Consider the following 12,627-nt stretch of genomic DNA (forward strand, 5'->3'; position numbering starts at 1 on the left):
ATTCACCGCTCGGCGGCGCCGCCTGCTGGTCATCGCGATGCTGCTGCTGCTCGTCCCGCTGGCCACCGGATGCCTGCGGGTCAGGGCGTCGCTGACCATCTCGCCCGACGACCTGGTGTCCGGCGAGGTCATCGCGGCGGCCAAGCCGAAGAGCCCCAAGGACCCCGGCCCCCAGCTCGGCGGCGATCTGCCGTTCGGCCAGAAGGTGGCGGTGTCGAACTACGACAGCGACGGCTACGTCGGCTCGCAGGCGGTGTTCTCCGATCTGACGTTCGCCGAGGTGCCGCAGCTGGTGCACATGAACCCCGACGCGCAGGGCGTGAACCTGTCGCTGCGCAGAAGCGGCAGCGTGGTGATCATGGAGGGCCGAGCGGATCTGACGTCGGTCACCGACAGCGACGCCGACGTCGAATTGACCGTCGCCTTCCCCGGGGTGGTGACCTCGACCAACGGCGACCGCGTCGAGCCCGACGTCGTGTCGTGGAAGCTCAAGCCCGGCGTGGTGAGCACGATGAACGCCCAGGCCCGCTACACCGATCCCAACACGCGTTCGTTCACCGGCGCGGGCGTCTGGCTGGGCATCGCGTCCTTCGCGGCCGCCGCCGTGGTCGGCGTGCTGGCCTGGGTCGGCCGGGACCGCTCCGAGCGGTTCACCGCGCCCCGCGACCAACCGCCCGGTTAGGGCGCGTCGGGGGACCAGTAGGCCAGCATCTCCGCGAACGTCGCGAACGCCGGGCCCGACACCCCGTAGGTCGCCTCGAGGTGGATGCTGAGCGGAAAGCCGAGGTCGCCGACGCCGTCGATCACCCGCTTGTACAGGTCGACCATCAGCCGGCGCTTCTGCGCGGGCTCGCTGGCGGCCAGCCGTTTGACGAACGCCTGCTCGTCGGCCACCGCGGCATTGCCCGGATCCTGAATCAGCCAATTGATCAGGCCGACGCGGCTTTCCACCTTGGGCACAAAGCCGAACGACAGCAGGATCTCCGGCCGGTGGTCGGTGGTCTTGGCAAACTCGGTCAAGAAGCCGACGATCGCGTCGGAGTACAGCAACTGCGTCATGCCGTACGTCGCGCCTTGGTCGCACTTGAAGTTGAACCGGCCCTGTTCGCCGTCGCGGGTGGGGATCAGGATCACCCCGCGATTGGGGATCAGGTCGCGGTAGATCGACAGCGCGTCGGTCGGCGCGACCCCGGAGCCCTCGCCGTCGTTCATCGTGCGCGGCACGCCGACGAACACCACGCCCTGCATGCCCGCATCGGACAGCAGGGTGAGCCGCTTGCGCAGGGACTGCTCGTCGGAGAACGCGGTCACCTGGGTGCACAGGCCGTTGAACCCCGGCAACTCCGGTTTGATCAGCGACCAGAAGTCCAGCACGTCCAGCTTCGGCTTCATCGCGACCGGACGGTCGTCCTCCTCGGCGATCATCCCCGGTATCATCACGTGCCGGATCCGGCCCGCCAGACCGGACTCCGCCGAGTACCGCACAACTTTTCGCGCATCGTCGAGTGCCCGGTCCCGACCGTCGTCGACGTTCGGCGGCACCAGCTCGAGCGCGATCGTGCTGAGGGTCACGCGGCTCCTTCCCTCGGTCAGGTGCCCACGCCCAGGCACCCCGCCAGCATATGAGGGGCGTGGGGGTACCACCCGCTTGCGGGGGAAAAGTGAGCCACTCGAAGCAACTCGTGCCCATCGGGGACCGACGATGTCGGGATCGGGCCCGCGCCCCGCGCCGAATACACTGGTCGGGCCCATAGACCAGCATCACCACGCCGAGCAGAAGGGGGCGCCGCGCTGAGCCCAAATGCCCCAGCGGCAGCGGCAACCGCTGAGTTGACCGGCGCCGTCACCGACCGGCTTCGGCGGTACCTGCACGCGCGACGCACCGAGACCGCCTACATCGGCGCGGAATACGGCGCCCTGGTCGCCGCCCTGGAAGACTTCGTCCTGCGCGGCGGCAAGCGGATTCGGCCCGCGTTCGCCTACTGGGGCTGGCGCGCAGTCGCGACCGGACAGCCCGATCCCGAAGTGCTGCTGCTGTTTTCGGCGCTGGAACTGCTGCACGCCTGCGCGCTAGTGCACGACGACGTGATCGACGGCTCCTCGACCCGGCGCGGCCGCCCGACGGTTCACGTCCACTTCGCCGCACTGCACCGCGACCAGGCCTGGCGCGGCTCGCCCGACCGGTTCGGGATATCGGCGGCCATCCTGCTCGGCGACCTGGCGCTGGCCTGGGCCGACGACATCGTGCTCGGGGCGGGAATACCCCCCGACGCCCGGTCGCGGGTGCGGCGGGTGTGGGCCGAGATCCGGACCGAGGTGCTGGGCGGGCAATACCTCGACATCGCCGCCGAGGCCGGCGCCGCCGAGTCGATCGCGCCGGCGATGAACGTCGCCACCTTCAAGACCGCCTGCTACACCGTGACCCGGCCGCTGCAGCTCGGCGTGGCCGCCGCCGCCGACCGGCCCGATGTGCAAGCCGTTTTCGACCGGTTCGGGACCGACCTCGGCGTGGCGTTCCAGCTGCGCGACGACGTGCTGGGCGTGTTCGGGGATCCCGCGGTCACCGGCAAGCCGTCCGGCGACGACCTGAGGTCGGGCAAGCGCACGGTGCTGCTGGCCGAGGCGGTGGAGTTGGCGGACAAGTCGGATCCGTTGGCGGCCAACGTGTTACGCAGCTCCATCGGCGAACGCCTGACCGATGCGCAGGTGGGCGAGCTGCGCGGCATCATCGAGTCGGTGGGCGCGCTGGCCGCGGCCGAGCAACGCATCGCCGAGCTCACCCGGCGGGCGCTGGCCACCTTGGCGGCCGCGCCGATCAGCGACGCGGCCAAGGCGGGGCTGTCCGACCTGGCCAAGATGGCCACCAACCGGGCCGCCTGAACCGATGACCACCCCGACGCACACCCCGGCGGAACGCCCGTCGGCAACGAAACATCCGTTTGCCCAACGGTTTTCACGGTTGCGCGCCTTCGTGGCCACGCCGGAGGCGGGGCCTGCGCGGCTGGGCTTCTGCGGCTCGGTGCTGATCACGCTGGGCGGGCTGGGCGCCGGCAGCATCAAGCCGCACGACCCCCTGCTCGAAGCGATGCACATGTCCTGGTTGCGCTTCGGGCACGGGCTGGTGCTGTCGTCGATCCTGTTGTGGACGGGCGTGGGCCTGATGCTGATCGCGTGGCTGGCGCTGGGCCGCCGCGTGGTGGCCGGCACCGCGACCGAGTTCACGATGCGGGCCACCACCGGCTTCTGGCTGGCGCCGCTGCTGGTGTCGGTGCCCGTCTTCAGCCGCGACACCTATTCCTATCTGGCCCAGGGCGCCCTGCTGCGCGACGGCTTCGACCCGTACGCCGTGGGCCCGGTCGCCAACCCGAATGCCTTGCTGGACAACGTGAGCCCCATCTGGACCATCACCACCGCACCCTACGGCCCGGTGTTCATCCTGATTGCCAAGGTGGTCACGATGGTGGTCGGCAATCACGTGATCGCCGGGACCATGCTGCTGCGCCTGTGCATGCTGCCCGGGCTGGCGTTGCTGATCTGGGCCGCGCCCCGGCTGGCCCACCACCTGGGCACCAGCGGCGCGACCGCGCTGTGGATCTGTGTGCTCAACCCGCTGGTGCTGATCCACCTCATGGGCGGGGTGCACAACGAGATGCTGATGGTCGGCCTGATGGCCGCCGGGATCGCGCTGAGCTTCCAGGGCCGCCACGCGCTGGGCGTCACGCTGATCACCGTCGCGATCGCGGTCAAGGCCACCGCCGGTATCGCGTTGCCGTTTCTGGTGTGGGTGTGGATGCGGCACCTGCGGGATCGACGCGGCTACCGGAGCGCCCCCGCGTTCCTGGCGGCCACCGCGCTGTCGCTGCTGACCTTCACCGTGGTGTTCGGCATCCTGTCGGCGGTCGCCGGTGTGGGGCTGGGCTGGCTGACCGCGCTGGCCGGGTCGGTGAAGATCATCAACTGGCTGACCGTGCCGACCGCGGCGGCCAACCTGATCCACGCCCTGGGCAGCGGCCTTTTCCCGGTCAACTTCTACGCCACGCTGCGGATCACCCGCCTCATCGGGATCGCGATCATCGCCGTGGCGCTGCCGGTGCTGTGGTGGCGCTTCCGCCGCGACGACCGGGCCGCGCTCGCCGGCATCGCCTGGTCGATGCTGATCGTGGTGCTGTTCGTCCCGGCGGCCCTGCCCTGGTACTACTCCTGGCCGCTGGCCCTCGCGGCCCCGCTGGCCCAGTCGCGGCGAGCGGTGGCGGCGATCGCCGCGTTCTCCACCTGGGTGATGGTGATCTTCAAGCCCGACGGGTCGCACGGCATGTATTCGTGGCTGCACGTTTTCCTGGCCCTGGCGTGCGCGCTGGTCGCCTGGCAGACGCTGCACCGGGCGCCCGGGCCGGTCGATCAGCCGCTCAGTACGCCATAGCCTGCGCCCGGCGCACCACTTCGCGCGCCTGATGCGCGTGCAGCGCGTCGACGGGGCGGGCGTTGTTGATGGCGTCGCGGGTGCCGTCGCGCGTGACCGTCAGCGACGGGTCGGGGGTGAACAGCCAGCGCACGATCTCGGTCTCGTGATAGCCGCCGTCGTGCAGGATCGTCAGCAACCCCGGCAGGCTCTTGACCACCTCACCGGAATTGGTGAAGAACACCTGCGGCACCACCACGCCCCCGCCGCGCTTCACCGCGACCAGGTGACCCTCCCGTAGCTGCTGTTGCACCTTGCTCACCGGCACCCCGAGCAACTCGGCGACCCGCGGCAGGTCGTAGGTTGGCTCGTCGGGATCTAGGACATCGTCGCCGGCCGGAAAACTGCCCACGGCGCAAGTGTAGGCCCGCCGTGCGACAGCGTGTGCGCGTTGAACCCAATGTTCCACCGCCAATCTCGGCGCCGCCCCTACGATGGCCCCGTGACCGGAGCCGCGGCGGGCGACCCGTTGGAAAGCACATTGCTGGACGGCCGCTACCTGGTCCAGACCAAGATCGCCAGCGGCGGCACCTCGACGGTCTATCGCGGACTCGACACCCGGCTCGACCGCCCCGTGGCGCTGAAGGTGATGGACTCCCGCTACGCCGGCGACGCGCAATTCCTGACCCGCTTCCAGCTCGAGGCCCGCACCGTCGCCCGCCTGAAGAATCCCGGCCTGGTCGCGGTCTACGACCAGGGCTTGGACGCCCGGCACCCGTTTCTGGTCATGGAGCTCATCGAGGGCGGCACGCTGCGCGAGCTGCTGGCCGAGCGCGGCCCGATGCCGCCGCACGCCGTGGTGGCCGTGCTGCGCCCGGTGCTCGGTGGGCTGGCCGCCGCGCACCTGGCCGGACTGGTGCACCGCGACGTCAAGCCCGAGAACGTCCTGATCTCCGACGACGGCGACGTCAAGATCGCCGATTTCGGGCTGGTGCGCGCCGTCGCCGCCGCCGGAATCACTTCCGCCAGCGTCATTCTGGGCACCGCGGCCTACCTGTCCCCCGAGCAGGTGCGCAACGGCAGCAGCAGCCCGCGCAGCGACGTCTACGCGCTCGGCATCCTCACCTACGAGCTGCTGACCGGGCGCACACCGTTCACCGGCGACTCGCCCCTGTCGATCGCCTACCAGCGGCTGGATTCCGACGTGCCGCGGGCCGGCGCCGCGATCGACGGTGTGCCACGGCAATTCGACGAGCTGGTGGCGCGCGCGACCGCGCGCGACCCCGCCGACCGCTACGCCGACGCGATCGAGATGGCCGCCGACGTCGACGCGATCGCCGACGAATTGGGCCTGCCCGACTTCCGGGTGCCGGCCCCGCGCAACTCCGCGCAGCACCGGTCGGCGGCGGCGCAGCAGAGCCGCAGGACCGAGCGTCGCCACCCCACCCGCCAGCTGACCCGTGACCCCGGCGACTGGCCCCAGCCCGAACCCCCGGCCCGGCCGGAGGCCGACGAATACGAATACGAGCCCGCCGCAGGCGAATTCGCCGGCATCGCGATCGGCGAGTTCGCGCTGGAGCGTCAGCACGCCCGGCGCATGGTGCTGGTCTGGGTGGCGGTGGTGCTCGCGCTCACCGGGCTGGTCGCGACCGCGGCGTGGACGATCGGCAGCAACCTGACCGGCCTACTGTGATTCGTGACGAATGCACTGTCCCCAGAATGACCTTTTCAACACACATTGAAATGATATGGTTCGCACATGCCGTCACCTGGGGAAATGACGAAGCGGCGAGGCCGACGCCAAGGCGAGCCGGTATCGCGCGACGCGGTGCTCAGCGCGGCAAAGCGGCAGTTCGCCGTGGACGGCTATGACAAGACGACGCTGCGAGCGATTGCCGAGGATGCGCGAGTAGATCCGTCGATGGTCATCTATCTCTTCGGCTCGAAGGCGGCATTGTTTCGCGAATCGATGAAGTTGGTGCTGCCGTCTGACCTGCTGACGACCGAGCTCGCCGATAAGGACGACGACTTGGGCTGCCGCGTGGTGCGGGCCTACCTCGGTATCTGGGAGCAACCCGATTCTGCCGCGAGCATGACCTCAATGGTGCAATCGGCCACGTCCAATCGCGATGCCAACGAGGCGTTTCGCGGTTTTCTGCACGACTATCTGCTCACCGCGGTGTCAACCGCTTTGGGCGGTGGCGCTGAAGCGCGACTGCGCGCGATGCTGGCAGCGACCAACCTCGTCGGCACCGCGATGTTGCGATACATCATGCGTGTGCCGCCTCTGTCGTCGCTCGGGGTCGAAGAGGTGGTCAGGTTAGTGGGACCCGTGGTGCACCACTTCTTAACCGGCCCCGCCGACGAGCTGGGGCTGGACCTTCCATCGCAGTAACCCTGCCAAGGCACCGAAATACGCAGGAGGGCAGGGTATTTCGGCCGTGCCGAGATCTCGCCACTCGCCCTAGCGCTCCACTCCGCCCAGCCTCGGCTACACCGCGGTCGCCTCAACGATGCTGAGCGGCGACACGGTGTCGACGACGCGGTTCAACCGGAAACCGGTTTGGTCGAACAGCCGGCCGTACTCGTCCGCGGTGCGTTCGCGCGCGCCGGCGACGACCAGCATCTCGATGTCCACCCACTTGCCGTGGAAGTCGCGGTCGTGGTCGGGAATGACGAACTCGCAGAGCAACAGTCGCGTGCCGGGGCGGGCCGCGGTGCGGACATTCTTCAGGATGCGGACCGCGTCCTCCTCGGACCAGTCGTGGATGACGTTCTTGAGCACATACGCGTCGCCGCCCTCGGGCGCGGAATCGAAGAACGAGCCCTCCTCGATTCGGACGCGGTCCCCGACACCGTATTTGCGAAGCAACTCCGGGGCGTCCGCCACGACCTCCGGAAGATCGAACAGCACGCCGCGCGAATTCGGAGCCGTCTGCAGGATCGCCGCCAACAGCCGACCGTGTCCGCCACCGACATCGACGATCGTGCCGAAGGCACTGAAGTCGTAGGCCGCGGTCAAGGGCAAGGTCGCGAACTCGGACAGATTGGTCATGGCGGAGTTGAAAATCCCACCCAGCTCCGCTTCCTCGACCAGGTACTCGAAGGCCGGTTTGCCGCGAAGCCTCGGGAGCACCGGACGCCCGGTCCGGATCGCCTCCGTCAGGTGGCTCCAGTGCTCGCGATGCTGTGGCGACCCGACCCACCGCGCCATGCCGGCCATCGACACTGGCGCGTCGGTGCGCAGCGTCGACGCGAGCGGGGTAAGTGCGTAGCGCCCGTCGCCGCGCTGGGTGAAAATCCCGATGCCGATCAATGCGCGCATGAGTCGCCGCAGAGCGTCGGCGTCGGCGCCGACCCGGTCTGCCAGCTGCTCGCCGAACAATGGGCCATCCGCCAGGGCGTCTGCCACGCCAAGATCCGCCGCGGACGTGATCGCCTGAGCCACCCACGCGTTCAGGATCAATTCCAGCATCACCGCCGCGGGCGGAGCCGAGCGTTGCCGCAAACGCGACAGGTGCTGGCGTGCACGTTCGACGGCACGCGCGACCCTGACCGGCGGAACCTTAGATGCCACGTAACTACCTTTCTCGTTCACCTTCGCCACGATGGACGAGCGTTCCGTGGCTTGAGTTCTCTCAGGTGCTCGGACAGGACGAAGCGCGACGACCGATCGATCTGTCCGCATAGGAACTATGCGCGCAAACCGGCAATATTTCAATAGTCATTGAAATACGCTGACGCTCTGCCTAGAGTGCTGGCAGGGACCAGATGAACGGAGTCGTCATGTCACGTTTAGTCACGAAGTTGGTCATCGCGGCGATGCTCGCATTTGCCGCGGCAACAGCGAGCGGATGCTTGGCCGGTGGGGCCGCTGTCGGGCCGCCCCTCGGGGTTGCGGCGGGGTAAAGCTGTAGCGCTTACCCCTTTGCGCGAGCGTGCATGTCTGTACAGCGGCACGCCGCGCGTGGCGTACAACGGTGCACGCTCGCGGGCAAAAAGGTCAGTCGCGGAGCATCTCGGCGACCAGGAAGGCCAGCTCCAGCGACTGCTGGGTGTTCAGCCGCGGGTCGCACGCCGTCTCGTAGCGACCCGCCAAGTCCAGGTCCGAAATGTCTTGCGCGCCACCCAAACACTCGGTGACGTCCTCGCCGGTGATCTCGACGTGGATGCCGCCCGGATGGGTGCCCAGCGCCCGGTGCACCTCGAAGAAGCCCTGCACCTCGTCGACGATGCGGTCGAAGTGCCGCGTCTTGTACCCGTTCGACGACTCGTGGGTGTTGCCGTGCATCGGGTCGCACTGCCAGATCACCTGATGACCGGTGGCCTGCACCTTCTCCACGATCGGCGGCAGCAGGTCGCGCACCTTGTTGTTGCCCAGCCTGCTCACCAGCGTCAGCCGGCCCGGCCTGTTGTGCGGGTCGAGCCGCTCGACGTACTCGACGGCCAGCTCCGGGGTCATCGTCGGGCCCATCTTGACGCCGATCGGGTTCGCGATCACCTCGGCGAACGCGACGTGCGCGCCGTCGAGCTGACGGGTCCGCTCGCCGATCCACACGGTGTGCGCCGACAGGTCGTACAGTTGCGGCGTTCCTTCGACGTCCGAAAGGCGCAACATGGCGCGCTCGTAGTCGAGCACCAAAGCCTCATGGCTGGAATAGATTTCGGCGGTTTGCAGGTTGCGGTCGGCCACCCCGCAGGCGCTCATGAACCGCAAACCGCGGTCGATCTCGGTGGCCAGCGCCTCATAGCGCGCCCCGGCCGGCGAGGTCCGGACGAATTCGCGGTTCCAGTCGTGCACCAGGTGCAGCGACGCCAGCCCCGACGAGGTCAGCGCTCGCACCAGGTTCATCGCCGCGCTGGCGTTGGCGTAGGCGCGCACCAGGCGCGACGGATCGTGTTCGCGCGCCGCGGCATCCGGGGCGAAGCCGTTGATCATGTCGCCGCGGTAGGACCGCAGGCCCAGCGCGTCGATGTCGGCGGACCGCGGCTTGGCGTACTGTCCCGCGATGCGCGCCACCTTCACCACGGGCAGGCTGGCGCCGTAGGTCAGCACCACGGCCATCTGCAGCAGGGCGCGGACATTGCCGCGGATGTGGGGCTCGGTGTTGTCGACGAACGTCTCCGCGCAGTCGCCGCCCTGCAGCAGGAACGCCTCGCCCCGCGCGACCTGGGCCAGCTGCTCCTGCAGCCGGACGATCTCGGACGGCACCGTCACCGGCGGCACGCTCTCCAGAACCGTGCGCATCGCCTCGGCCCGGTCGGCGGGCCAGCTGGGCTGCTGAGCGGCCGGCTTGGCCAGTGCGGCGTCCAGGCGGGCGCGCAGGTCAGGCGGCAGCGGCGGCAGCGGCGGCAGCTGCTCGATCGGGATGTCGACGGTCCAGTTCATCGGTCCATGGTAACCGGGGACGGCTAACGCCTGATCAGGGCGAACACCCATCCCCGGAGGTGATCAGCCGGAATCGGCGCAGCTGGTCGCGGGCGTCGACCAGGGCGTCGTGCGCCTCGCGCGGGCGCGGCGGCATCGGCGGGCACCCGCGGTCCTCCCACAGCTGCCGCAGCTCCCGGGTGAAGCGGGGCAACGCCTTCGGCAGGCCCGGCATCGGGCCCCACAACTGGCACAGGGCGACGTGGTCGTAGGCGCCCACCCAGGCCCACAGCTCGATCGGCTCGGCGCCGGCGCCGGACACGCCGAAGAACTCCTCCAGGTCCAAGCGAATCTGCTTGCGCGAGCGCCACAACGGCGAGGCCGGGGGCGGCAGCTTGGGCAGCACGTTGGCGCGCACCCAGCTGCCCGCGCGCTCGGGGTCGAACTCGGTGGACACGGCGTAGTACTCGCGGCCATCCTCGGCGACCACCCCGATCGAGATCAGCTCGATGGTGCGGCCGTCCTCGATGAACTCGGTGTCGTAGAAGTACCGCACCCCGAAAGGCTATCTACCGATCAGGATGGGCCCGGTGGGCGCCGGCGCCGGGTGGACGTCGTGGTCGAGCTGGGCGTCGACGGCGCGTTCGTCGGGCAGGCCGGGCGTGCCCGCGATCGCGCACTGCACCCACAGCTTGACCCGCACCACCGGGCGGCGCAGCCGGCGTTCCCGCTGCAGCGCGCGCCGCATCTTGTCCGGCTGGGTGGTGTAGCGCCACCGGGCCCACGGGGCGTGCGGGCGCGACAACCGGACCGCGCCGATGACCAGCAGGACGACGATGAACATCCCGAGCAGGCCGGTCCACACCTTGCCCTTGAGCACCACCACCACGGCCAGCGGCAACGTCAAGGCCATCGCGGTGCCTACCGCGGCCCGCAGCACCACCGATCCAGTTTCGGCGCCGTGCCAGATCGGCAGAAAGAACATCAGCGGGTGCAGACCCATGATCAACAGCCCTGCCACCGCCACCGCGGCGAACACCGCGTCCACCGACGTGCGGCCGTCTTCGGACCAGTAGACGTCGGACAGGTGCAGGATCAACGCGTACTCGTCGAGGACCAGTGCGGCGCCGATCCCGAAAAAGGTTGCCGCCAAGACGAACTCGGGTTCGTGCCCGTCTATGGACAGGGTCACCAGCGTCAGCCCGGAAACCAACACCATGACGACTCCGAATGTCACGTGGTGGATGTGCACTCCCCCGATGTGGACGTTGCGCGGTTGCCACCAGCGCGTCGGCAGACCCGCCTCGGCGCGGTGGCGGATGATGCGGACGAACGTTCGCGCCACGAAAAACGTAAGGATGAAGGCCACCAGGCAGCACAGCAGCGGCAGCCGGCCACCCTCGTGGATGTCATGGGCGAACCAATGGGTCAGCCCGAACACGAACCAGTGGAGCACTCTAGAAACGTACGCCTGCACCGTCGGGCAGGGTTGGAGCCGCGCTGTGGCACGTCGCGGCGCCGACACCGATTACGCTGTTCTGCGACATGAGTAGATGGCGGGCGCCCGGCGTGGGCTTGCAAGGCAAACTCCAAAGCAAACAGAGCCCCGGGCGGGTGTTGCTGTGGTGCCTGCTCTGGCTACTGGCCGCCGCGGCGCTGTACTACGTGGGTGGCCGCCTGTTCGGGCACACGCCCTACCGCATCGACATCGACATCTATCAGATGGGCGGACAGGCCTGGCTGGACGGGCGCCCGCTGTACCGCGGCGACGTGCTGTTTCACACACCCATCGGGCTGAACCTGCCGTTCACCTATCCCCCGCTGGCCGCCATCGTGTTCTGCCCGTTCTCCTGGCTGCACATGCCGGCCGCGAGCGTCGCGATCACGGTGCTGACCTCCGCGCTGCTGGTCGCCTCCACGACGATCGTGCTGACCAGCCTCGGCGTGTGGAGCACCTCCAGGGTGCTGCCCGGGCCGGCCTGGCTGCGCCGGTTGTGGCTGGCCGTGCTCATCGCGGCCGCGGCGACGATCTGGCTGGAACCGATCACCTCGAACTTCGCCTTCGGCCAGATCAACGTCGTGCTGATGACGCTGGTGCTCGCCGACTGCCTGCCGCGCCGCACGCCCTGGCCCCGCGGGCTGCTGCTGGGCCTGGGGATGGCGCTGAAGCTCACCCCGGCGGTGTTTCTGCTCTACTTCGTGCTGCGCCGCGACAACCGCGCGGCATGGGCGGCGATGGCGTCTTTCGTGGGCGCGACGCTGCTGGGTTTCGTGTTGGCCTGGAGCGACTCGTGGGAGTACTGGACCCACACCGTGCACCACACCGACCGGATCGGTGAGACGGCGCTGAACACCGACCAGAACATCGCGGGCGCGCTGGCCCGGCTGGGGCTCGGTGAGCACGAACGCTTCCCGCTGTGGGTGGCCGCCTGCCTGGTCGTGCTGGCGCTGACCATTTGGGCGATGCGGCGGGTGCTGCGGGCCGGGGAGCCGGCGCTGGCGCTGGTCTGCGTCGCCCTGTTCGGCCTGGTGGTTTCGCCGGTGTCGTGGTCGCACCACTGGGTCTGGGCGCTGCCGGCGGTGCTGGTGACCGGGGTGCTGGCGTGGCGACGCCGCAGCGTCGCGCTGGCGGCGGTCAGCCTGACCGGGGTGGCGGTGATGAGGTGGACGCCGATCGACCTGCTTCCCAAGCACCACGAGACGACCGCGAACTGGTGGCGCCAGCTCGTCGGGACGTCCTACGTGTGGTGGGCGCTGGCGGTCATCGTCACCGCGGGACTCGCCGTCACCGCCCGGGTGGGGACGCAGCACCCGGCGGCGACGCCGCTGGCGCCGGCCACGGCCGTCGGCTGACTTGCCG

Annotated in this window: 12 protein-coding genes; 6 read left to right on the forward strand and 6 right to left on the reverse strand. The window is 69.2% G+C overall.

The window, feature by feature from the left end; genetic code table 11:
- Positions 1–37: 37 nt before the first annotated feature.
- Positions 38–682, forward strand: coding sequence for an LppM family (lipo)protein (locus OQ968_RS13920; protein ID WP_324679202.1), 645 nt, complete (start codon positions 38–40; stop codon positions 680–682).
- Here OQ968_RS13920 and OQ968_RS13925 read toward each other — a convergent pair.
- The gene (locus OQ968_RS13925) at positions 679–1,572 is read right to left on the reverse strand and encodes a mycobacterial-type methylenetetrahydrofolate reductase (protein ID WP_324678745.1); all 894 of its coding nucleotides are present in this window, start codon (positions 1,570–1,572) and stop codon (positions 679–681) included. The genes OQ968_RS13920 and OQ968_RS13925 overlap by 4 nt on opposite strands.
- A gap of 258 nt (positions 1,573–1,830) precedes the next feature.
- Between OQ968_RS13925 and idsA2 the strand changes: the two genes are divergently transcribed.
- Positions 1,831–2,880: a bifunctional (2E,6E)-farnesyl/geranyl diphosphate synthase gene (gene idsA2, locus OQ968_RS13930; RefSeq protein WP_324678747.1), complete on the forward strand. Its 1,050-nt coding sequence runs from the start codon at positions 1,831–1,833 to the stop codon at positions 2,878–2,880.
- A gap of 4 nt (positions 2,881–2,884) precedes the next feature.
- Positions 2,885–4,420 carry an alpha-(1->6)-mannopyranosyltransferase A gene (locus OQ968_RS13935; protein WP_324678749.1) on the forward strand — a complete coding sequence of 512 codons (1,536 nt, stop codon included), beginning with the start codon at positions 2,885–2,887 and terminating at the stop codon, positions 4,418–4,420.
- Here OQ968_RS13935 and OQ968_RS13940 read toward each other — a convergent pair.
- Positions 4,407–4,811, reverse strand: a complete 405-nt coding sequence (locus OQ968_RS13940; protein WP_324678751.1) for an Rv2175c family DNA-binding protein — start codon at positions 4,809–4,811, stop codon at positions 4,407–4,409. The genes OQ968_RS13935 and OQ968_RS13940 overlap by 14 nt on opposite strands.
- Before the next feature lie 48 nt (positions 4,812–4,859).
- Here OQ968_RS13940 and OQ968_RS13945 point away from each other — a divergent pair, with 48 nt between their 5' ends.
- Entirely contained in the window at positions 4,860–6,092 is a 1,233-nt protein-coding gene (locus OQ968_RS13945) for a protein kinase domain-containing protein (protein WP_420715914.1), read from the forward strand.
- Between the two features lie 66 nt (positions 6,093–6,158).
- Positions 6,159–6,794 (forward strand): TetR family transcriptional regulator, encoded by a 636-nt coding sequence (locus OQ968_RS13950; RefSeq protein ID WP_324678755.1) that lies wholly within the window; start codon positions 6,159–6,161, stop codon positions 6,792–6,794.
- Between the two features lie 96 nt (positions 6,795–6,890).
- On the opposite strand, the gene OQ968_RS13955 is transcribed toward OQ968_RS13950, so the two are convergent.
- The 4 genes from OQ968_RS13955 to OQ968_RS13970 form a co-directional block, all read right to left on the reverse strand.
- A complete protein-coding gene (locus OQ968_RS13955) occupies positions 6,891–7,976 on the reverse strand; it encodes a methyltransferase (RefSeq protein ID WP_324678757.1) in 1,086 nt (361 codons plus the stop codon).
- A 426-nt stretch (positions 7,977–8,402) separates the two neighbouring features.
- Positions 8,403–9,788 carry a class II 3-deoxy-7-phosphoheptulonate synthase gene (locus OQ968_RS13960; protein ID WP_324678759.1) on the reverse strand — a complete coding sequence of 462 codons (1,386 nt, stop codon included), beginning with the start codon at positions 9,786–9,788 and terminating at the stop codon, positions 8,403–8,405.
- A 34-nt stretch (positions 9,789–9,822) separates the two neighbouring features.
- Positions 9,823–10,323, reverse strand: coding sequence for a polyadenylate-specific 3'-exoribonuclease AS (locus OQ968_RS13965; protein WP_324678761.1), 501 nt, complete (start codon positions 10,321–10,323; stop codon positions 9,823–9,825).
- A gap of 9 nt (positions 10,324–10,332) precedes the next feature.
- The gene (locus OQ968_RS13970) at positions 10,333–11,199 is read right to left on the reverse strand and encodes a hypothetical protein (RefSeq protein WP_420715915.1); all 867 of its coding nucleotides are present in this window, start codon (positions 11,197–11,199) and stop codon (positions 10,333–10,335) included.
- Between the two features lie 113 nt (positions 11,200–11,312).
- On the opposite strand from OQ968_RS13970, the gene OQ968_RS13975 reads away from it, so the two are divergent.
- Positions 11,313–12,620: a glycosyltransferase 87 family protein gene (locus tag OQ968_RS13975; protein ID WP_324678763.1), complete on the forward strand. Its 1,308-nt coding sequence runs from the start codon at positions 11,313–11,315 to the stop codon at positions 12,618–12,620.
- The last annotated feature ends 7 nt before the right edge of the window (positions 12,621–12,627 follow it).

Source organism: Mycobacterium sp. 663a-19 (assembly GCF_035616495.1).
In the GTDB taxonomy this organism is placed as follows: domain Bacteria; phylum Actinomycetota; class Actinomycetes; order Mycobacteriales; family Mycobacteriaceae; genus Mycobacterium.

What these genes read in the sequence shown, in the direction of transcription:
- OQ968_RS13945 (WP_420715914.1), top strand. Translation starts at nt 4,860, where the DNA reads ATGTTCCACCGCCAATCTCGGCGCCGCCCCTACGATGGCCCCGTGACC.
- OQ968_RS13920 (WP_324679202.1), top strand. Translation starts at nt 38, where the DNA reads ATGCTGCTGCTGCTCGTCCCGCTGGCCACCGGATGCCTGCGGGTCAGG.
- OQ968_RS13935 (WP_324678749.1), top strand. Translation starts at nt 2,885, where the DNA reads ATGACCACCCCGACGCACACCCCGGCGGAACGCCCGTCGGCAACGAAA.
- OQ968_RS13950 (WP_324678755.1), top strand. Translation starts at nt 6,159, where the DNA reads ATGCCGTCACCTGGGGAAATGACGAAGCGGCGAGGCCGACGCCAAGGC.
- OQ968_RS13960 (WP_324678759.1), bottom strand. Translation starts at nt 9,788, where the DNA reads ATGAACTGGACCGTCGACATCCCGATCGAGCAGCTGCCGCCGCTGCCG.
- OQ968_RS13975 (WP_324678763.1), top strand. Translation starts at nt 11,313, where the DNA reads ATGAGTAGATGGCGGGCGCCCGGCGTGGGCTTGCAAGGCAAACTCCAA.